The following is a 20,775-nucleotide window of genomic DNA, read 5'->3' as shown; positions in this document are numbered from 1 at the left end:
TTGGGGTTAGCCGCCGGTCAGGCCGGCAGATGGGGCTGCACGAGCGTGATCACGTCGTCAAAGGCCTCGGCGAACCGGTCATAGTCCGCGTCCGTCAGCGGCAGAGACAGGCTGATGAACCCGCGGCGTGCCATATAGAAGCCGCGCTCCAGCATCTCCAAGTGGAAGAGCGCCCGCAGCCTGGGGTCGACCGGTGGTATGTCTTGCGGCGAGCGGATCTCCTTATCGGTGAAGTGCACGCACATGATGGTGCCCACACCGGTCACCTGGATCGGCAGACCGCGCCTTTGCGCCACTTGATTCAGAGCGGATTTCAGCCGCTCGCCCCGGGCGGTGAAGGCCTCGGCCACCTCCGGCGTATAGACCTTGGATAGGCCGGCGACGCCTGCAGCCATGGTCAGCACGTTGTTGTTGTAGGTGCCGGAATGGGTGAGGCCGTCGCTGCGGAACGGGTTGAGCCGCTCCATGAAACGCTCCCTACCGCCGAAGGCGCCGAAGGTGAGCCCGCCACCCACATATTTGCCGAAGGTGGTGAGGTCCGGGATAACGCCGGTCTTCGCCTGCAGGCCGCCGGCGGAGAGGCGCGAGGTCATCACCTCGTCGAAAATCAGCGCGATGCCGAGCGCTTCCGTTTCCTCGCGCAGCATCTGCAGGAACTCGGTCTTGGCGGCGATCGCACCGCCCGAGCCCATCATCGGCTCCAGTATGACCGCGGCCAGCCGCTCGCCATTGTCCTGTAGTAGCCGGCGGGTGCCCTCAATATCGTTGTAGGTGGCAGTGATGAAGGGGAACGGCACGTTCATGGGCGAGCCGCCGCCGGAGAAGGTCAGGACGCCGCCGTGATAGGCATTGGCGAAGATCATGACATCGGTGCGTCCGGTCACCGCGCGCGCCAGCCCGATGGCGTTCACATTGGCTTCCGTGCCGGAATTGCAGAAGCGCACCTTCTCGCAGGAGGGAAAGCGCTCGCACAACAGCCGGGCGAGCTCCGCCTCGTACTGGTTGGGCCCGCCCAGCACCACGCCGTTGGCCAGCGCGGCGCGCACCGCTGAAGCAATGATCTCGTTGGAATGGCCGTAGAGACCAGCGGTGTATTCGCTCAGAAAATCCGTATAGGTGTGGCCGTCGAGGTCGGTAAGCGTTGCGCCTTCGCCCTTGACGATGGCGACGGGGAATGGCGTGTAGTGCAGCACCGTGCGGGTATTGCCGCCCGGCATGGTTCTGCTTGCGGCCTCGTGGCGCGCCGCGCTTTTAGGGTTCCGGCCCCGATACCGGCGCTCGGCCTGGTCGAGGGCTTGATCCAGGCCCAAATTCCGCAAGCTACTGGTCAGCATGATTGCACCTGAGCCTCTTTAGTCCAACGACAAAGCCATGGTCTGGATCTCATCGAGCTGCAGTTGCCGCTTGAGGTGCTCGACGGGCCAGACGGTGGGAAGCTGTTCGGGAACGGTGTGCGGGGTGTACTGGATGAGCAGGGCCACACGGGTGGTCTTGTTCCGGTTCGAGCCGTAGTGCATGCAGCGGGAGGTATCAACCAGCACGGCCGTGCCGGGCGGTCCCATGACCTGGACCTGGCCCTGCTTGCCGATTGCGCTGTCGACCTGCTCGAGAGTGAGCCTTCCGCGGTCGTAGTTGAACTGCCGCACCAGCTTTTCGCTTTCAGCCACAGGCACAAAGGTGAACGGGCCGTTCTCCTCACCTACCTCATGCACATAGACGAATAGCTTCACCTGCTTCTCGTCGGCGAAATCCAGGTGGTAGAGCTGGCTGCCGATCTGGCTCTCGTTTGGCGGGCTGACCAGAACCGAGATCTGGCTCACGATCGGCACCTCGCCGAGATAGGCTGACACGCTATCGAGTATGGGGCGGCTGACCGCAAGCCGCATGATATCGGTATACTCGCTGAGCGCAGCGCCGCGGGCCATGGGGAACAAATAGTCTTTGTCCTTGCCCGACCCGGCATTCTTTCCGGCGGCCAAGGCGGCTTGATAGATGTCATCGGCCTGCTTGATGGCGGGAGTGATTTCCGGCACTTCGGCCGGCGAGAGCAAGCAATAGCCCTGGTCCTGGGCGATCTTCAACGGAGGTGGAGACAGATTTGCCGCAGCACGCTTCCGGCGAAGCTGCGAGAACGGGCTCATCAAGGCATTGAACGTCTTGCTCGTGCGGATCGCCGGCACGCGCGAGACCTTAAGCTTCTTCACCAGAAACAGATTGAGCTTCCTGCTTACCCTATAGCGATAGGGTGTATCGGCGGTAAGAATACCCTCGGCGTCCATGCCATGCTCCCGCGATGCGCGCTTCGCCTCTTCGGCATTTTTGCCGCGATACTAGAGAGAAAGAATACGCATCTCAACAGGCGAACACGTGTCGTCAGTCAGTATTCCGCCACGGCATCTGCCCTTAAGCAGCCCGCGCCTTGGCCCTCATCTGCTCTAAGACTTGGCGGCGCAGAGCATTATAATCGACCCGATAGCGCGACCGGAGTTGTGCCAGTGCGTGCACGGTGGCGACGATGAGCTTTTCCCTCCAGGTGAGGCCATCGGTCCAGATTCGGTCCTCGTGGAAAACGCTTCTTTCGGCGCGGGAGGCCGTCCGCACCACGACAGGCTCGCCGAATATGGTCGGCACGGCGAGGTTCGGAAACCAGTCGATCCCGAGAAAGTCGGCGACCCGCCCCATCACCGCTTTGGGGTCGCGGACGAGATGCTCGTAGGAAATGACGAGCACGTCGGAGTCGGTCAAGTATTTCGCCTGACTGGCGACAACCCTGAGGGGATCGAGTGTCTCATACAGGATTCGCCTGAAGGGCAGGCGGATCGACTTGCGGCGCCGGTCCTGCAGGACGGCGCGCGTGATCATCAGCGGGTCGCGAACGATGAAGATCGCGCGGCCTTCGGGGAACATGCGCCGCCAGGCCTGCATTATGGCATCCGTGTCGCCGCCCACGTCCTTCGCGCACCAGCCCGACGGACGTCGCGGTCTGTTCGTACATAGGTCATAGACCGTCGCGAGATCGAAGCAGATGAGCTCCCGCAGGTCGGGGTGCCAGTCACGGCGGGACCTGGCGGCGTTCCACGCTTGCCTATATCGCTCCACCGCAAAATGCGGTGATGCGATCTGCGGAATCCGGGAGGTTTCGGCATAGTGACCTACTGGGTCCGCGCCAAGCGGGTGCCTGACGAGGCTCTTTAGCTTCAGCTCGGCCGGATAAGCAAAGAGCTGATCTCCTCCATCGAGCAGGTTCTGCAGCAAGGTCGTACCAGCTTTGCGGGGGCCGTACGTGAGCACCGCGCTCTCCAGCCAGGCGGCACTGGGTATCGCCACAATGGCTGCCTGCTGCTGCTTCACAGAACCCTCCGACTCGGCCAGAACAAACAGACGCCAGCCATGAGTTCGGGCCACATCACCACACCGTGGGGTCCTTACATATTTTCCTACGATCCGTAAATCACATATGGACGCGCGGCTCTTTTCCCTTGCCCGATCCCATCCTCGCCGCTGTTGTCATGTGACATGCCGGGGTGGTAACAGTTCACTGCGAGCACGGGCTGCAGTCCCGGTTTCGCTACCCGCCGAGGAGAATATTCGCGAATGCGTCGGGCTTTGAAGCTCATCCCGAAACTGGCCACTTCGAAAAAGGCGCGGAAGAATTTTCGCGACTTGCTGACTGAGAAGAAGCGCATCCGCGAAGCGGATCTTATCGTGATCTCCTTCCCGAAGTCCGGCCGGACATGGCTCAGGGCCATGCTCACGCGGCTGTACCAGGTTCGGTATAACTTGCCGGACGGCCTGCTCATCGGATACGACGACTTCCATCTGCTGCATCCGCGCATTCCCAACGTTCTCTTTTCACATGATTGTCTTCCCTTGGGCGGTGTCGCGGCCCTCAATTCGGACAAGAGCATGTATCGCGGCCAGCGGGTCCTGTTCCTAGGCCGCCATCCCGTGGACGTCGTCGTATCGCAATATCACCAAATCACGAAACGAGGGCCCGGCAAGCGGGAAAACCTGTCCAAGGGCAAGGAACTGTTCGAGTTCGCGACCGAGCCCGGCTACGGGATCCATACCATTATCGCTTACCAGAACCAGTGGCTTCGCGCGATCGAGACATCTCCCTGCATGATGCTTGCGAAATACGAGGAGATCCGCGGCGAACCGGAGACCGAGCTTGCTCGGGTAATGCACTTCTTCGGCGAACGCTTTTCCGATCAGGAAATTAGCGAGGCAGTGGAGTTTTGCGCTTTCGAGAACCTGCAACGCCTTGAGCGCGCTCATTACTATCGTAACTCCGGGCTGCGGCCCGCCGATCCTTCCGATCCTATGTCGTTCAAGGTGCGGCGCGGCAAGGTGCACGGCTATCTCGACTATTTCGACGCCGAACAGCTGCGCACGCTCAAACAGATCGTTGAAGAAAATCTCAACCCCAAATGGGGTTACCACGTGGCCTGCCCTGCGAGCACCAAGGAGGAACGGCAGCCGCCGCCGCTAGCGCCTGCCGGAGGCGGCGCATTGCTCGGCTAGCGCGCGAGCGGCAGACGTAACTCGTCTGTTGGTAGCCAGTGGGGTTTGACATGACCGTCGCGTGCCCCGCCCCGGCATTGCCGTCTTCAACGATGACCATGTGGAGCTTATGCGACCAAAACCAAATCATGACGCCGGTGAAAGCAACGCCAGCCGGAAAAAGCTCGCGGCTTTCGCCGAGAGCAAAGGGCTGCATTACCAGGCCATAGACCTGGGCGGCGGGCTCGTGACCCCAGGACACGACCGGTCATATCTGACAGACATCATCTTCTCGGAGCCGGTCGTCGGCCAGCGCATCCTCGATATCGGCAGCTTCTACGGTTATTTCTGTATCGAAGCTTTGCGCCGGGGCGCAAGCGAAGCGGTGGGACTCGACACCAATGCCGAGCGGGTGCGTAGGGCAACCGAGCTTGCGGACTGTGTCGGCCTTAGCCCTGAGTATCTGCAAGAGGATTTCGAGACGTGGGATTCTCAGGGCCGGCAATTTGACATCGTGCTGTGCCTCAACGTTCTCCACCACATGTACGACGCTGTCCATGCGCTGCGGAAAATAATGAAGATCGCGCGCCGAAGGATCATCCTAGAGGTGGCAGCACCTTCGTCGGCGACCAGAGGCCGGAAATGGCTGAACCCGCTGTCCCTCCTCGCAAGCCATCTGCCGCTTATCCAGCTGGCGCCGCCGAAGGACAGGGGCCGCATGAGCGGCCGCACCTTCTTCTTTACCCCGGCCGCCATGAAGCTGCTGTTCAACGCTCACACATCCCTATTCGAGCCGATCACCGTCACGAAATCGCCGTTCAAGGGCCGCTTCATCGTCGAGGCGCGGAAGCGCCAGATCAAAAACCTGGTGGTGGTGGCCGGCCCCACTTCGTGCGGCAAGAGCACCTTTGCCGAGCGTCTCTTGGCCGATGATCAGCTCCAGACCAGCGTCGGCGTGGCGAAAGGCGACTGGCTGCATATCAAGGGACGCGACATTGAGAACCTTGCTCCGGGAGCAATGGAAAACGTCCTGCTGGAACTTGATCTCTTCTCCGCCGTACGCAATGAGCTGCGTCCATTCACGCATCAACCACGCTTCGAGCTCATCAAGGTTGCCGAACAGCTCAACGTGCTGACGCTCGTTCCCGGGCGTCCCGGTCTGCAGCAGCGGATTTCACCTGAGGAGATCACGAGATTGCGGGCTAAATCCGGAGCGCCAATGACCGATGCGCTTCAGAGCCTTTATTCAGGCCACGGCGGGGGCGATCCCATTCGGGAAGTCTATTCGGCCTGGTTCGATTTCGTCGCCAAGGCCGAGGCGCCGCACCGGCAGCACCGGTTGGTGATCAACAATCTGGAGAACTACGCAGTCGCGCCGCTGGACCAATTCGACCAGGCCTTCGACCGCTTGAACAGCGCAGCGAATGGAAAAGGTGGCTGATGGTGGAGCCGAGGGGAATCGAACCCCTGACCTCTTGAATGCCATTCAAGCGCTCTCCCAACTGAGCTACGGCCCCTGTCGCTTCCCTTGGCAGCCGGCGGGTTGGGCAACCGCCCGCGGAAGCAGCGCCGACTTCTTAGGCCGGCCCAGTTTCGAGATCAAGCAGAAGTTGGCGTCCTTCAGGTCTCTTCGTCGTCATCATTGACGCCGATGATACCGGTGACGTCCGCCCCTTCCTCGTCATCGTCCTCGAGGAAGGCATCCTCGTCCTTCACCACGTCATCGTCGACGATCTCGACATCCTCGATGGCCGGCACCTCGTCGTCATCCTTGTCCTCGCCCTCGATGTCGTCGAGGGAGACCAGCTCGACCTCGTCGAACTCCTCATCGTCGGGAACAACCACAGCCTTGGCCACGGGCGCGGCCGCCGCAACATGCTCCATCTTTGAGGGCAGCAGCGCTTCAGCAACGAAGGCATAACCGCACTTCGGGCAGACGATGGGGTCCTTCTGGAGATCGTAGAAGCGCGTAGAGCAGTTGGGACAGCTGCGCTTGGTTCCAAGTTCCGGTTTGACCACCGATTTGACCCTTGCCTTAGTTCTGGATTGCTAAACCCCATGCCACGCGCCTCCGCGGCTGTCAAAAGCAAATGGCGGACGGTGACGGGGAGCTCCCTATATGGTACCACCCCGCCGGTTCGCAAGAAGTTTGGGTAAGGTTCAGCATGGCAGAAGTCGGCAAGTCGCCCCTCGTGTCCCGCCATTCCAAGGGCCTCAAGGGCCAGGTCAGGGTGCCGGGCGACAAGTCCATCTCGCACAGGGCGCTGATGCTGGGCGCACTGACGGTCGGCGAGACGACGATCGACGGCCTGCTGGAGGCCGAGGATGTCCTGGCCACAGCCGCCGCCATGCGCGCGCTCGGCGCCGAGGTGAGCCGCGACGATGATGGCCGCTGGCATGTCCATGGGGTGGGCGTCGGCGGCTTCTCCACGCCTTCGGCGCCGCTGGATTTCGGCAATGCGGGCACCGGCGTGCGGCTGTGCATGGGGCTGATCGCCACGACGCCCATTCGGGCCGTGCTCACCGGCGATGCTTCCCTGTGCAAGCGGCCCATGGGGCGGGTCGTGGTGCCGCTGGAGCAAATGGGGGCGCGCTTTGTCGCATCGGAGGGGGGTCGGCTGCCGGCCACCATCACCGGCGCCGAGCGCGGCATCCCGATCGCTTACACCCTGCCGGTCGCATCCGCCCAGGTGAAATCGGCCATACTGCTTGCTGCGCTCAACACGCCGGGCGAAACCACGGTGATCGAAGCGGTGCCGACCCGGGACCATACGGAACGGATGCTGCAGGCGTTCGGGGCGGACATCACCACGGTGCCCGAAGGCGGCGGCCGGCGCATCACGGTGCGTGGCCATACCGAGTTCAATCCGCAGCCGATCGTGGTACCGGCCGACCCGAGCTCAGCCGCTTTTCCTCTGGTCGCTGCGCTGATCACGGAGGGTTCGCACATCATCCTGGAGAACGTGATGCTGAACCCCACCCGCACCGGGTTGATCGAGACCTTGGTCGAGATGGGCGGCGATATCGTAATCCGCAACGAGCGCCTTGCCGGCGGCGAGCCGGTGGGCGACATCGAGGTCCGCCATAGCCGGCTCAAGGGTGTGCGCGTGCCGGCGGAGCGCGCGGCCTCGATGATCGATGAGTACCCGATCCTGTCCATTGCAGCAGCCTGCGCCGAGGGCCGCACCGAAATGATCGGTTTGGATGAGCTCAAGGTGAAGGAGAGCGACCGGCTGGCCGCCATCGTGGCTGGGCTTTCCGCCAATGGCGTGCCGCACGAGGTGGGCGAGAACTGGCTGATGGTGGAGGGCGCAGGTCCTGCTGGCCGGCCCAGGGGGGGCGGTGTGGTGGAGACTCATATGGACCACCGCATCGCCATGGCGTTCCTTACCCTGGGGCTCGCTTCCCGTGAGCCGGTGACGGTGGATGACGGCCGGATGATCGCCACCAGCTTTCCTTCGTTCATGCCCCTGATGCAGGGACTCGGCGCCGATATCTCGTCGGCCTAGCCGTCTCAGTGATAGGGGTCGGCCGCATCGCGCAGGCCGTCGCCCAGGAAGTTGAAGGCGAGAATGACCAGGATCACCGGGACCATCGGGGTGATGATCCAGGGGTAGAACTCGATGGCTGCCAGGTTCTGCGCCTCGTTCAGCAGAACGCCCCAGCTGGTGATAGGCGGCCTGAGCCCCAGCCCCAGGAAGGACAACGCGGTCTCGCCGAGAATCATCGCCGGCACCGACAGGGTGGCGCTGGCGATCAAATGGCTCATGAAATTGGGCACCAGGTGCCGCCCGATGACCCGCGAGGGCTTGGCACCCATGAGCACGGCGGCGGACGTGAAGTCCTCCTCCCGCAACGCCAGGAATTTGGAGCGCACGGAGCGCGCAAGGCCGGGCCAATCGAGGAGCCCGAGGATGATGGTGATCCCGAAATAGATGACGATGGGCGACCAGGTGACCGGCAGGGCGGCCGACAGGGCAAGCCACAAGGGCAGCTCCGGCAAGGAGCGCAGGATCTCGATCACCCGCTGGATGGCCGCATCGATCCAGCCGCCGAAATAGCCGGCCATGCCGCCGAGCGTGATGCCCAGGATGAAGGAGATGGTGATACCGATCAGTCCTACCGTGAGGGAGATGCGGGTGCCGTAGATGATGCGGCTGAGCATGTCGCGGCCGAGGCGGTCGGTGCCGAGCGGGAAGAACACGCCGCCTTCCGCCGGGCATACCAGATGGAAGCGCGCGGGTATCATGTCGAACAGCGCGTAGGGGTCGCCCTGGCAGAAAAAGCGCAAGGGATAGACCTTCTCGCGGTTCACGGTGTAGTCCCAGCGGAAGGTTTCGAGGTTGGGCTGTGAATCATAGCCATAGACGAACGGCCCGATGAAGCGGCCGTCGTGAAAGAAGTGGATCGATTGCGGCGGGGCATAGAGATAGTCGGCATGCCTGGTCGTGCTGTTATAGGGCGCCAGGATCTCGGTGAACGGGATGGTGAGATACATCAGCAGCAGGAAGATGCCGGAGGCGACCGCCACCTTGTGGCGCTTGAGCTTCCACCACATCATCCGCCAGCCGGAGGCGAGATAGACCCGTTCCTGCGCGGGCGTGAGCACCTCGGCCTCGGACGGGTCGAACGGCTCGTGCGAGACGAAATGAGGCAGACTTGAGCGGGTCGGGCGCAATTCGGTGTTGCTCATGCTGGTCATTTGCGTACCTCGCCGCCGAACCGGATGCGCGGATCAAGCGCGGCCAGCAGCAAGTCTGATACGAGCATGCCCATCAGCGTCAGCACCGTCACGAACAGCAGGATGAAGCCCGCGAGGTATTGATCCTGGCTGGTCAGGCTGTCGAGGAGCACCGGGCCGATGGTCGGCAGGTTCAAAACCACCGACACGATGACCGAACCGGACACCAGGCTGGGCAGCAGATTGCCGATATCGGAGACGAAGGGGTTGAGCGCCATGCGCAGCGGGTATTTCCACAAGAGTCGCGTTTCGCTGAGGCCCTTGGCGCGGGCGGTGGTGACATATTGCTTGTGCAGCTCGTCCAGCAGGTTGGCGCGCAGGCGCCGGATCATCGCGGCGGTGCCCGTGGTGCCGATGACCACCACCGGCACGATCAGGTGGGCAAGCACGGAGCCCACCTTGCCCCAGCTCCAGGGCTGGCCGATATAGTTCGGGTCCATCAGCCCACCCACGGATATGCCGAACCAGACGTTGAAGAAATAGAGCATCGCCAGACCGAGCAGGAAGTTCGGCGTGGCCAGCCCGAGATAGCCGAGGAAAGTGAAGCCATAGTCCCCCAAGGAATACTGCCGGGTGGCCGAATACATCCCAATCGGGAACGAGACGATATAGATGAACAGAACGACGGCGGCATTGAGGATGACGGTCAGGAGCAGGCCGTCGCCGACCACCTCGCTCACCGGCTTCTGATGCTCGAAGGACCAGCCCCAGTTGCCCTGCAAGAGGCCGTTGAAGCCATGGGCCCCGGGCAGGAATCCGACCCAGCGGCCATACTGGACATACCAGGGCTCGTCGAAGCCGTATTCCTTCCTGAGGAATTCCAGCTTCTCGAGGCCCGCCGCCTCGCCCCGCGCCTTCAGTTCGGCGATCTGGTTCGACAAATAGTCGCCCGGCGGCAGCTGGATGATCACGAACATCAGCAAGCTGATTACAATCAGGGTGGGCACCATCACCAGCAGGCGCTGCACGATATAGCGAAGCATCAGCGCTTTGCGCCTCCGCGCGCCTTTGCCCCGAGAGGGTTATGGGCCGAGCGTTGCTTCATTGGGCGAACCAGAACTGATCGGGATGATAGATGCCGAACTGCGCCCCAGGGTCCCAGCCATAGAAAGCGTCCTTCGGCACGTTGCGCAGCTTGTTGGAGACGACGACCGGCTGCGGTACGCCGGCAACGACGCCGATAACGAACTGCTGCTCCGCGTTGATCTTCAGCATGCGGCGCCAGATCTCGGCGCGCTGCTCGCTATCGGTCGCATCGAACCATTGCTTGTAGAGGGCGATGAGCTCTTTGGCCTCCTCCACATCGGGGGCCTCGCCGGACTTGCCCTTCGTCTCGTAGTACTCGCCCCATTTGGGCCAGGCGAGGTTGTCCTGATGGGTCGGCGCAAGCTCGTCCGGCATCATGTCCGGTGTCGGCACGCCGTTGTCCCAGCCGGACCAGGTGGTCATCATCACCTGCCCGGTATAGGCGCGCTCGCGCAGGGCATCGCGCATGGAGGGCTTGATCAGGAGGCGGATGCCGATCTTGGCCCAATCCTCGGCGATGAGCTGCAGGATATCCACCTCCTCCGGGTCCTCGCCCGCGGTCTCCACCACGATCTCCGCCCGTCGCCCATCAGGCAGCAAGCGGTAGCCGCTCGAATCGCGCTCGGTGAGACCGATCTCGTCCAGCAGTGCATTGGCCTTCTCAGGCGAATACTGGGTCCAGAGGCCGGCAAGCTCCTTGTCGTAAAGCGGACTGCGCTCCAGCACGAAATTGCTCGCAGGCTTGGCCAGTCCGAGATAGAGGGTGCGGCTGATCAGATAGCGGTCGATCGAGATCGACAGCGCCCGGCGGAACGAGGGATTGCGGAACAGTTTGCGCCATACCGGGTCCGCATAGTTGAGATCGGGATAGAGGGCGAACTGGGCGCCTTTGCCGCTCGGCCACAGCTCCACGTGATAGCCTGACCGCTTCTCGTTGCGCTTCAGCACGGCGAGGTCGGAAAAGTTCAGGCCACGGGCCTGCAGGTCGCTCTCGCCTGCCGCGACCTTGGCGGGGATCAGGCGCGGCGAGGCAACGTCCATAATGACCTCGTCCACATAGGGCAGCTGCTGGCCACGCGTGTCGATGCGGTGAAAATAGGGATTGCGCCGCATGATGAAGCGAGTGGTCGGCCCCAGCGTGATGTTGTGCCAAGGCTCCAATGTCGGCAGCTCTATATTGTCGAAATCATACATCGTCTCGCGCCGGTTGTGCAGCGCGGCCCAGTCGGTCACGCGCTCGGCGGCCACCATGCGCGCGAGCTGATCGGGATCGGCGTATTTCTCGTGGAACTGCCTCATGTAATGGGCGGGCATGTAGATATAGGTCGGCCGCGCCCGGGCGAGCTCCTGGAGGAAGGTTGGGTTGGGACGGCTCCAGGAATAGCGGACGGTCACCTCGTCGATGACCTCGAATTTCGGCGCTTCGCCCTTGATCACCAAGCTCGTGGGCGGACCACCGGGCGACAGGCTCGGGTTGTTGGCGACATCTTCCCAGTAGTAGCGGAAATCCTCGGAGGTGAAGGGATGGCCGTCGGACCACTTGTGGCCACGCCTCAAGGTGAAGGTGAAGACCCGGTTGCCGTTCTCCACCTTAACGTCCTTGAGAATGTCCGGCACGAGCTCGAGCTCGGGCGTGTAGCCCACGAGCCGCGCATAACCCCAAACGGCCATGTAGCGGATGGATTTCGGCCTGTCGATCAGGGTGCGAAGGGAGCCGCCATGCCGCCCGATCTCCAGCCCTTGCGCAGGCAGATCGACGATCAACGGCTCCTCGGGCACGCGCTGGTCGACGGGCGGCAGGAGCCCCGCCTTCACGCTGGCTTCGAGGCTTGGTGTTTCGACGAGCTTGGGCAGGGCCTGGGCACGGATCTCGCCGCAGGCCAGCAGAAGCAAGGCCAGGCCCGTGAGGCCGGCGATGCGGAGGCGGCGGACGAGAAACAGGGCGATGCCGGCGCTCATGCGAAGGCCTCTTGCCACGGCTCAAGGTCAGCGCGGGCCTCGGTTTCCCCATAGAGCACGAAATGTCCCGGCGCGATCTCCGTCCGCTTCAGTTCCGTTTCCGGCAAGATCCGGTACGGCTCGGGCCAGGCCTGCGGATCGGACGTCGAGCCGCTCATCAGCATGTCGAGATCCATCGGATGGTCGAGATCCGGTTCCGGCACGGCCGCCAGCAGGGCGCGCGTATAAGGGTGCTGCGCCCGCTCGCGGAACTGTTCGCGCGGGGCTTCTTCAACAATCATGCCGCGGCACATGACCAGGATGCGCTCGGCCATGTAGTCCACCACCGCGAGATTGTGGCTGATGAAGAGATAGGAAAGGCCGAGCTTTGCCTGCAGGTCCTTGAGCAGGTTGAGAATCTGCGCCTGCACCGACACATCCAGGGCCGAGACGGGCTCGTCGCAGATCAACAGGTTCGGCTTGAGCGCCAAGGCGCGGGCTATGCCGATACGCTGGCGCTGCCCGCCCGAGAAGGAATGGGGATAGCGGCCGAGGAAGCGGGGGTCGAGGCCGACCAGCTGCATCAGCTCCTTGGCGATCTCCCGGCGTTCCTCGTTGCTGCCGATGTTATGGATCACCAGGGGCTCGGTGATCAGGTCCAGCACCGTCATGCGCGGATTGAGCGAGGAGAAGGGATCCTGGAAGACCACCTGCACCGCGCGGCGATAGGCGCTGAGCGCCTCGCCTTCCAACGCGGGTACGTCCCGCATGGCACCGTTCAGGCGGAACTGCACCTGACCGGCGTCCGGCGTGACCGCGCGCACGATGATCTTGGCGGTGGTGGTCTTGCCGCAACCGGACTCGCCCACGAGGCCGACGCTCTCGCCGGCATGAACGGTGAAGCTCACGTCGCGCAGGGCGAGCGCGGCCTGCGTGCCGCCCGGCTTGAACATGCTGCCCTTTCGCAAAGCGAAGGCCTTTCGCAAGCCCGACACCTCGAGCAGCGGGGCGCCCGAATGGGCCGGCGTGGTGCATTCGGCAAAATAGCCGCCAGCGACCGGCTTCACCTCGCGGAGCGCCTTGAGCCGTTCGTCCGGCCGCATGTCGAAGCGCGGCACGGCATTGAGCAGCGCCTTAAGATAGGGGTGCTGCGGATCGCGGAAAATGACCTCGGTTGAGCCTGCTTCCACAATGCGGCCGCGATAGAGCACCACCACCTCGTCGGCGAGGTTGGCGACGATGCCGAGATCATGGGTGATCATCAGCACAGCCATATGGAATTCGTGCTGGAGATCCTTGATGAGCTTCAAGATCTGCGCCTGGACGGTCACATCGAGTGCGGTGGTCGGCTCGTCCGCGATGAGCAGCGCGGGCCGGCAGATGAGCGCCATGGCGATCATGGCGCGCTGGCGCATGCCGCCCGACAGCTCGAAGGGATAGGTGTCCACCCCCCTTTCCGGGTTGGCGAAGCCGACCAGCTTGAGCATGCGGATGGTCGCCTCGCGCGCCTCCTGCCGGGAGGATCCCATATGCAGCTGATGGGCCTCGCCGATCTGATCGCCGATCGTGTGGAGCGGCGAAAGAGAGGCCATGGGCTCCTGAAAGATGATGGAAATCCGGCCGCCGCGAATGTTCCGCATCTGATCGGAATCCGCAGGAAAACGGGCGAGATCGAGCTCTGCCTTGTTGGTTCCGGCGAGCTTGGGATCGCGGAAGATGATGGAGCCGGATTTGATCCGCGCAACCCTGGGCAGAATGCGCAGGATGGCCTGGCTGATCACCGTCTTTCCCGAGCCGGATTCGCCGACCAGGGCCAATGTGCGCGCCTGAGGAATGTCGAAGGATACGCCGTCGACGGCCCGCACGGAGCCCGCCATGGTAAGAAAGTCGACGACCAGGTTCCTGATCGACAGCAACGCGGTGCTCATGGCCGTGACCTACCGCCGTCCGGTTCGATGCCAAGCGCTCGCGCGTTGGCCATGGTCGCGGCGCTCAAGGCGAGACGGGCCCTCGCCGCTGCGGACAGGGCATGGCGCGCCGCAGGCGCGAAGGCGGGGTGCTCGCTCTCGATGGCAAGGCGGGTCGTTCCCGATCGCAGCACGAGATCCATCCAGCCGTTCTCCCCATCCCGCCGCGTGGAGAAATAGCGCAGCGAAACGCTGCCGAGTTCGCTCCAGCGGATGTGCCGCCGGACCAAACCCGCGACGGTTATTCCGTCGTCGCTGATGGTGATTACGGCCATATGACGCGCAAGGGTCCGTGCGGCGTATGCCGCAAACAGCACAGCCATGCCGCCCAGGATGGCGGCGCCCCACGGGCCGGGTGTCGTGATCGCGGCAAGCCCGCCGGTGAGCGCAATGCCGGCGAGCGCCCGGCCAATGGCGGTGAAAGCGGTTGCGGCCGGTGGCCGGAAGCTCTGGTCCCGGCGCGCTCGCAGCCCTGCTTGCCCGCTCGCCGCCAGGCGAGTGTTCACCTCGGATACTGCCATGCCTCCCCGACCTTCCCAGGTCCGCCCATACCATCATCCGCACAGCCGAGGCGCGGGATCAAGGCGCTTTTCACGAAAAAGAGAATAGGTGCCGCTCCAGATGGCCCTCGACGAAGGCGACCCGGTCCTCGACGGGCGCCAGTGGCAGAGGAACCAAATCGTAGCCGTAATCCGCATAAACCCTGCGCATGTTTTCATAGGTTCTGCAAGCCTCCTCGAAGGTCTGCTTGCGTTCCTCGTCCTGGGTGAAGATTGCTTCCCAGGGCGGCGCGATCAAGACGGTCGGATGATAGCGAAAACATTGCGCCGCCTCATGGACATGCGCGGGAACAGCCAAGCCTTCCAACCGCAAATAGCCGATGATGTCGGGAAGGCCACGGTCGAACAGGACGGGGCCGGTATGACCGGCCGCCAGCGCGTAGGACCGCATCTCCCAGCTCAGCATCAGCTCGGCAAACAGGGCACGGTCCTTCCAGGGCAGGGCTGGGCCATTGATGGCCGTCTGCTGTTGGATGACGCCGCGGCCGGCCTCAACGGAGCGGTGATAACCCTTCGCGGCGAGTGCCTCAATCAGGGTCGTCTTGCCCGCACCGGGGCCACCGGTGATCACAAAGAAGCGGTCACGGCGCTGCATAGAACACCTCGCGACCGGATAGCCAAAGCACGCGCCCCGCAACGAGATCGGCGAGATCGGCAAGGCAGGACCACGCGACCTCGTCATGCACCGCGTGGTGGGTGAGGATTCCGACGGGTTCAGCGGGATCTGCTGCTCTTTGCCGCTGTAGAGTGTGCGTGAGGTTGCGGATCACATCCGGAATGCTACGGCCGCGCCGCGCGCGCCAGTCCATCAAGTCCACATGCGTGTTGGCCTCTATGATCCCGAGGCCGGCATAGCATGCTGGTCCGAAGGTCGAGATCCCCTCGTAGCCCTGGTCTTGGAGGAGAGGCACGAGATCCGGCCGCACCCTGTTCCAGGGTGGCACCAGCACCGGCAGCGCTTCCCTGGGAAAGGCGACGTGCAGCAGGGCGAGACCCTTGGCGGTGTCGGCGGCAACTTCGGCGAGCGGCCGAGCCGTGCCGAGCTCCGCCTTCTTGGCCTTCGGTCCTTCGTGGTTCACATGAGCATAGCCATGCACCAGCAGGGATGGCATCGGCATGGTGTTGCGAGAAAGAGCGGCCTCCAGGGAGGCTTCGATCTTGGCTGGGATGACCGCCAGGGTCGGCGGTATGGCCGCCGCCCCGCACAGGGCAAGCAGCTGCCGGAGCTCCGGCCGATCGGCCACCGCATCGTCGTCACGCAACCACAGGCGGGGTGTGAGCCCGCGTGCGGCCCAAGCGTCGAGCTCCTGCAGAAGGGGCGAGAAGGCCGCTGTCACGCGGGGGGTTCTCCCAGGATCTCGCGGATGATGGCCGCGGACTGTTCGGCGCCGTCCAGATTGGGGCAACTTGCATCGCGGGGATTGAGCCCAAGGGCACGGTCGACCGCGTCCGCCAAGCGCCTAGGCGTCAGACCGTGGGGATCGACCGCCACCCCGAAGCCGCGCTCGGCAAAGATCCGCGCGCGCAGCGGCTGCTCGATCTCGCCGCCATCGGGACCGGCATAAGGCACGAGCACAGCGGGCACCCGCGCCCGAAGAAGGTCGACGCAAGTGTTGTAGCCTGCCTGCGAAATCGACAGCCGCGCGCGGCTGAGCAGGCCCGGAAAATCCGGCCGGGCCGGCTCTATGATCACGCCGTCGCCCCCGGCTTGCTCACGCAGCATGGCCGTTTGCCGGGGCGGCATGTTGTGTCCGACCAGGAAGCGCCAGGTCAGCGCCTTCGCCGCCGTGTCGGGGCGGGCGGCCGCCGCTGCCAAGAGGAGATCGCGACCCACGGCGCCGCCGCCGGCAGACACGATCACCTCGTCCGTGCCATCGCTCGTGCAGGCCCCAGCCGCCTGGCCGCCCCCGCCCGCCATATAGCCGGTGTAGCGGATGCGATCGGCAAATTCGGCCATCAGCGGCAGGGATTGCTCGATCCGGACCAGATTCGGGTCGCCATGCACCAGGATGGCATCATAAGCTTCGATCCGGCCACGGATGAGGGCTTCCTTTTCGGCGCTCGACGGAGGCTGCAGGATGTCCCGCGCCGAGCAGACAATTTTCGGCCGGTTGCATGCCGGTTCCGCCGCAGCGCGGGCGATCAAGGCATCCACTTCCATGGCGAAGCGGCGGCGGCCGAAGGGGTAGAGCTCGGTGACGATGGCGCCGGGCTCGAGTTCGCGATAGAGGCGCAGGAGCCTGTCCGTGCGGCGCAGGAACAGGTTCTCGCTCGCCACCTCGCCATTCTCGTCCACGAGGTTGGTATAGCCGTCATCCGCGCTGCGTATGGCCGGCAGCTGCCGCAGCAGAACGCCCGGCGGCAGCGCGCCGGGCACCGGCATGCCGCCCGAGGCCACCACGGGCCGTAGCCCCGCCCCGGCCAAGGCGGCAGCGAGCGTGATGACGCGCTGATAATGGCCGATGCCCAGCACATGGGTGACCCAGATCAGGACAGGACGCGCGGCGGGGCTCATGGCAAAGCCTCGGCAATCACCGCCGCGGCCTGTTGCAAGGTCCGGCTGCCCCGCACGAATTCTTGCGCGGCCGCACCCATTGCCGCGCGCTTGCGGCCGTCTTCGATCAGCGTGGCGATGGCGCGGGCATAACCCTCGTCATCCCCCGCACGCGTCAGCGTTCCCGTCACGCCATCGGCGACGACCGACGGCACACCGCGGATGCTTTGCGCGACCACAGGCAGGCCCATGGCCTGCGCTTCCAGATAGGCCAATCCATAAGCCTCGCCACAGCCCGGCCAGACATAGAGATCCGCCTCCCGGTAGACCTCAGCCATGGTCTCCGAGGCAATCTGGCCCGTCATGGCCACTCTCTGTCCAAGAAACGAGAACAGCGCCTCGACCACGTTGCGTTCCGGCCCGTCGCCGACAATGGTCAGGGTAAAGGGCAGCTCCTTGATGAGAAACAGGCTTTTCGCAAGCGCGCGATAACTGTCGAGCTTGTCGCGCGACCGCATCATGGCCACGGCCAGCAAGCGCGCCGGGCTTTCCGGTGTTCGGGGGCGGTCCGGCGGGGGCAGGTGGCGCACGTCGATAAAGGGCGGCAAATCCACCAGGGAACCAGGCCGGACGATGGGCTCGAGCCCTTCACGATCGCCTCGCGTGAAGCAGAAATTCACCGTCGCCAGGGCCAAGCCTCTGCGCACCTGAGCCTGCGCTTCGGCAAACGGGCCTTGCTCGCGTTTTCGCGCGTAGGACGCTTCGCAGGTCACATAAGGAATGCCGAGGCTTTCGGCCACATGCACGCCGACCCAGTCGGGTGCCTTGTAATAGGGATGATAGGTGAACCATAACCCGGGCGCCTCCCCATGGCGCAGCGCGTGCAGCGCCTGGTCCGCCGCGCGCCGGCCCTCCTCCCGGAGTCTCTGCTGCGCGTCGGGCTGACCGGTGGGCTCGAAGCTTGAAAAGCGGCTGGCCAAGATCACGTCATGGCCGGCGCAATGCAGAGCATCCATCAGCTGCCGGGCCATCTGCCGGTCGCCCGAAGGCACCGGATGGTCGGGCGGCTTCAACGGCGCGTAGAAGGCAATGCGCATCTATGGCCTACCGACTGCCCGCGGCATCGCGCGCATTGTCGTTGATACCGAAACGTGCGGCCAGACTGCGGATGCACGCATCTTTCGAGAATGAGGTCACGAGCCTTGTCCGTGCTGCCTGACCCAAGGAGAAGCGCATCTCAGGATTTTTAGCAAGCTGTGCGATCGCCTGCGCCAGGGCATCAGGATCTTCAGGTGGAACGAGGCATCCGGTCTGCTTGTCGAGAATGAATTCCGGTATGGCCGAGACGGATGTCGAGAGGCAGCATAGCGCTTGGGACGCCGCCTCCATCAGCACATTGGGCAGACCGTCACGGTCACCAGACTTGTCGATGCGGCTGGCCAGCACGAACAGGTCGCCCTCGCGCAGCAGCCCGATCACCTCGCCTTGCGGCTGTGCTCCGCGCCATTCGATACGCTCCGCCAGTCCCAGGCGGTCGGCCAGCTGGCGGAGCGCCGCGGCATTCTCACCCCCGCCGATATGCAGGAAACGCCAATAGAGGCTTGCCGGCAACCGGGACAGCGCATCGAGCAGAACGTCATAGCCCTTCTTCGGCACCGCGCGCCCGACCGAAACGATGCGCAGCGGGTCGTCCGGATCATCGCCGCGGCGCGCGGCCCGGACAGGCGGCGGGGGGAAACGCGCGAGATCGAGCCCGTGATAGCTGAGAAACAGCTTGGCTTGGTGACCCCTCGGTGCAAGCGATCGCAGGTGCTCCAGGTTTGCTGCGGTGCAGGTGGTGCCCCATCTGGCATCCCGGATCTTCTCGCTCTTCTCCCACGCGGGAATGGTCCAGATGTCCTTGGCGTGGGCAGAAAAGCTCCAGGATAGCCGACGCATGATCGCGGCATAGCGGGCGACCGACGAGGGCGTGTGCAGGAAATGGCTATAAATCTCCGTCACGTCAGGCGGCATCTCGCAGGCCAGCACCACCGCCTGCCCGAAGCGCCGGCCACGGTTGACGTCACGCTCGCGCCACCAGTCCTTCAGGAACACCCGCAGAGCCGGAAAGAAGCCGGGCAGCAGGAGGGATCGGAGCAAACCCTTCACCACCCGCAATGGATCATCGACGAGATATTCCGGCAGGTAGGTGACGGGTGCTGCAATCTCTTCATGCACGGGATGACGCGCGCCGTCCGTGGGATCGCGCAGGGAATAGAGGCGCAAGCACAGCCCGTGCTGCTCCAGCGCATGCAGCTCCTGAGCGATGAAGGTTTCCGACAGCCGTGGATAGCCCTTGAGCACGACCGCAATAGCGCGAGCCTCGTCTGCCATCGCGATGGCTGTTACCCGGCAACGCTGCGCATCATGCCGCGGGCTTCGCCGGCGCAATCCCCCGGCTTGGGACCGGCGCGGGCCGCCTCGCCATTCCGCCCGTAGATCCAGGGGGGTGACCTGCGCGTTGACGGTGTCGAGCCCAGCCATCAGCCCCGGCAGCATGCAGGCCGAGGGTGGCGGTTGATCCACGAGCGCATGAAGGGCCGCGGCCATGGCATCGATATCCGGCATAAACCGGCCCGCATCATCCGTTCCCAACAGCATGCGCGCGAGGCCCAGGGCCTCGGCCCGGCTCGCCCGGATCAGCTGCTCCTGCCGCGGATGGGTCCGTGGAACGATCAGCGCCGGCTTGTCGTAGGTCAGGACCTCGCAGAAGGTGTTGTACCCGCCCATGCACACCACCGCGCGTGCCCGCTGCACAAGGTGCTCGATCTGATTGTGGAACACCATCACCTCGACATCGGCCAGACGGTCGGCGCGCTGGTGAAAGGCTTCCCGCAGCTCGACCGGCATGAACGGACCCAGCACGATCAGGGCGGGCCAGGGCAGGTTACGGCGCGCCTCGTAGGTGCTGAGCACCCAGTCGACCAGCTCGGCCCCGTCGCCGCCGCCACCGGTCATCACCAAAAGGAAATCGCGCTCGGTGATTGCCGGCCAGTGGTGCGCGGTGGGGGTCTTTGCCAGCGGACGCGGCAGATAGCCGGTATAGACCAGCTTTCGCTCCACGGCTTTCTCGACCTTCAGCCCGGTCATGGGTTCGTAAAGCGCCCGGCTGCCGTAAACCCAGATTTCGTCATAAGCCGCCTTCACGGTTTCCATGGCGTGCTTGCGCCGCCATTCCTTGCGCAGCACCTTGGGCTCGTCCAGCACGTCGCGCAGGCCGAGCACCAGGCGGGCGCCCCGCGCCTTCAGCATGGCGAGCGCACCGGCAACCTCGCCATGCAGTCCATTCGGCTCTTTGTCGACGATCATCAAGTCGGGGTCGAACACCTCGGCCGTGCGTTCGATGATCGCACGGCGCAAGCCGATGGTCTCATGGATGTCGATATGCAGGTTGAGGGCGGTGTAGTTGCCGTTGCGCAGCTTGATCACGCCGGGCATGCGGACGAAGTCGACGCGGGACCTGAAATCGAAGGCGCCGATGATGGGCGATCCGGTGAGGATCAGCAC

General features: G+C 64.0%; 17 protein-coding genes, 1 tRNA gene and 1 pseudogene. 3 read left to right on the top strand and 16 right to left on the bottom strand.

Annotated features, from left to right (window positions below):
• Positions 1-17 precede the first annotated feature (17 nt).
• The 3 genes from E4P09_RS06370 to E4P09_RS06360 all read right to left on the bottom strand — a co-directional run bounded on the left by E4P09_RS06370 (position 18) and on the right by E4P09_RS06360 (position 3,351).
• Positions 18-1,334, bottom strand: a complete 1,317-nt coding sequence (locus E4P09_RS06370; protein WP_137388686.1) for an aspartate aminotransferase family protein — start codon at positions 1,332-1,334, stop codon at positions 18-20.
• Positions 1,335-1,352: 18 nt separating this feature from the next.
• On the bottom strand, positions 1,353-2,279 hold the full coding sequence (locus tag E4P09_RS06365; protein WP_137388685.1) for a phytanoyl-CoA dioxygenase family protein: 927 nt from the start codon (positions 2,277-2,279) through the stop codon (positions 1,353-1,355).
• Between the two features lie 124 nt (positions 2,280-2,403).
• Entirely contained in the window at positions 2,404-3,351 is a 948-nt protein-coding gene (locus E4P09_RS06360) for a sulfotransferase (RefSeq protein WP_170984256.1), read from the bottom strand.
• Positions 3,352-3,594: 243 nt separating this feature from the next.
• On the opposite strand from E4P09_RS06360, the gene E4P09_RS06355 reads away from it, so the two are divergent.
• Together E4P09_RS06355 and E4P09_RS06350 are read left to right on the top strand one after the other, a co-directional pair.
• Positions 3,595-4,524: a sulfotransferase domain-containing protein gene (locus E4P09_RS06355; protein WP_137388683.1), complete on the top strand. Its 930-nt coding sequence runs from the start codon at positions 3,595-3,597 to the stop codon at positions 4,522-4,524.
• Positions 4,525-4,633: 109 nt separating this feature from the next.
• Positions 4,634-5,944 carry a methyltransferase domain-containing protein gene (locus E4P09_RS06350; protein WP_137388682.1) on the top strand — a complete coding sequence of 437 codons (1,311 nt, stop codon included), beginning with the start codon at positions 4,634-4,636 and terminating at the stop codon, positions 5,942-5,944.
• On the opposite strand, the gene E4P09_RS06345 is transcribed toward E4P09_RS06350, so the two are convergent.
• A tRNA-Ala gene (locus E4P09_RS06345) sits at positions 5,945-6,020 on the bottom strand. It lies immediately after the preceding gene.
• A 103-nt stretch (positions 6,021-6,123) separates the two neighbouring features.
• The gene (locus E4P09_RS06340; protein WP_137388681.1) at positions 6,124-6,522 is read right to left on the bottom strand and encodes a TIGR02300 family protein; all 399 of its coding nucleotides are present in this window, start codon (positions 6,520-6,522) and stop codon (positions 6,124-6,126) included.
• 146 nt (positions 6,523-6,668) lie between these two features.
• Here E4P09_RS06340 and aroA point away from each other — a divergent pair, with 146 nt between their 5' ends.
• The gene (aroA, locus tag E4P09_RS06335; RefSeq protein WP_137388680.1) at positions 6,669-8,012 is read left to right on the top strand and encodes a 3-phosphoshikimate 1-carboxyvinyltransferase; all 1,344 of its coding nucleotides are present in this window, start codon (positions 6,669-6,671) and stop codon (positions 8,010-8,012) included.
• A gap of 5 nt (positions 8,013-8,017) precedes the next feature.
• Here the strand turns inward: aroA and E4P09_RS06330 are convergent, their stop codons facing one another.
• From E4P09_RS06330 to E4P09_RS26855, 11 genes and pseudogenes are all read right to left on the bottom strand, one after another.
• Entirely contained in the window at positions 8,018-9,205 is a 1,188-nt protein-coding gene (locus E4P09_RS06330; RefSeq protein ID WP_239025037.1) for an ABC transporter permease, read from the bottom strand.
• Positions 9,202-10,227 (bottom strand): ABC transporter permease, encoded by a 1,026-nt coding sequence (locus E4P09_RS06325; RefSeq protein WP_137388679.1) that lies wholly within the window; start codon positions 10,225-10,227, stop codon positions 9,202-9,204. Before E4P09_RS06325 ends, E4P09_RS06330 begins: the two co-directional genes overlap by 4 nt.
• A 58-nt stretch (positions 10,228-10,285) precedes the next feature.
• On the bottom strand, positions 10,286-12,229 hold the full coding sequence (locus tag E4P09_RS06320; RefSeq protein WP_137388678.1) for an ABC transporter substrate-binding protein: 1,944 nt from the start codon (positions 12,227-12,229) through the stop codon (positions 10,286-10,288).
• Positions 12,226-14,136, bottom strand: coding sequence for an ABC transporter ATP-binding protein (locus E4P09_RS06315; RefSeq protein WP_137388677.1), 1,911 nt, complete (start codon positions 14,134-14,136; stop codon positions 12,226-12,228). The genes E4P09_RS06320 and E4P09_RS06315 overlap by 4 nt, the downstream gene beginning before the upstream one ends.
• Positions 14,133-14,696 (bottom strand): hypothetical protein, encoded by a 564-nt coding sequence (locus E4P09_RS06310; RefSeq protein WP_137388676.1) that lies wholly within the window; start codon positions 14,694-14,696, stop codon positions 14,133-14,135. Before E4P09_RS06310 ends, E4P09_RS06315 begins: the two co-directional genes overlap by 4 nt.
• A 70-nt stretch (positions 14,697-14,766) precedes the next feature.
• Positions 14,767-15,330 carry an AAA family ATPase gene (locus E4P09_RS06305; RefSeq protein ID WP_137388675.1) on the bottom strand — a complete coding sequence of 188 codons (564 nt, stop codon included), beginning with the start codon at positions 15,328-15,330 and terminating at the stop codon, positions 14,767-14,769.
• On the bottom strand, positions 15,317-16,072 hold the full coding sequence (locus E4P09_RS06300) for a polysaccharide deacetylase family protein (RefSeq protein ID WP_137388674.1): 756 nt from the start codon (positions 16,070-16,072) through the stop codon (positions 15,317-15,319). The genes E4P09_RS06305 and E4P09_RS06300 overlap by 14 nt, the downstream gene beginning before the upstream one ends.
• Positions 16,069-17,250: a glycosyltransferase family protein gene (locus E4P09_RS06295; protein WP_137388673.1), complete on the bottom strand. Its 1,182-nt coding sequence runs from the start codon at positions 17,248-17,250 to the stop codon at positions 16,069-16,071. Before E4P09_RS06295 ends, E4P09_RS06300 begins: the two co-directional genes overlap by 4 nt.
• On the bottom strand, positions 17,247-18,326 hold the full coding sequence (locus tag E4P09_RS06290; RefSeq protein ID WP_137388672.1) for a glycosyltransferase family 4 protein: 1,080 nt from the start codon (positions 18,324-18,326) through the stop codon (positions 17,247-17,249). Before E4P09_RS06290 ends, E4P09_RS06295 begins: the two co-directional genes overlap by 4 nt.
• Before the next feature lie 7 nt (positions 18,327-18,333).
• The gene (locus E4P09_RS26860; RefSeq protein WP_137389265.1) at positions 18,334-19,602 is read right to left on the bottom strand and encodes a glycosyltransferase family 4 protein; all 1,269 of its coding nucleotides are present in this window, start codon (positions 19,600-19,602) and stop codon (positions 18,334-18,336) included.
• A gap of 270 nt (positions 19,603-19,872) precedes the next feature.
• Positions 19,873-20,118 (bottom strand): annotated as a pseudogene (locus tag E4P09_RS26855) (glycosyltransferase); the annotation flags it as partial.
• Between the last annotated feature and the right edge of the window lie 657 nt (positions 20,119-20,775).

This window comes from Rhodoligotrophos defluvii (assembly GCF_005281615.1).
Classification (GTDB): Bacteria; Pseudomonadota; Alphaproteobacteria; order Rhizobiales; family Im1; genus Rhodoligotrophos; species Rhodoligotrophos defluvii.
The sequence above is the reverse complement of the archived record's forward strand: the minus strand, read 5'-3'. Positions and strand labels throughout refer to the sequence as shown.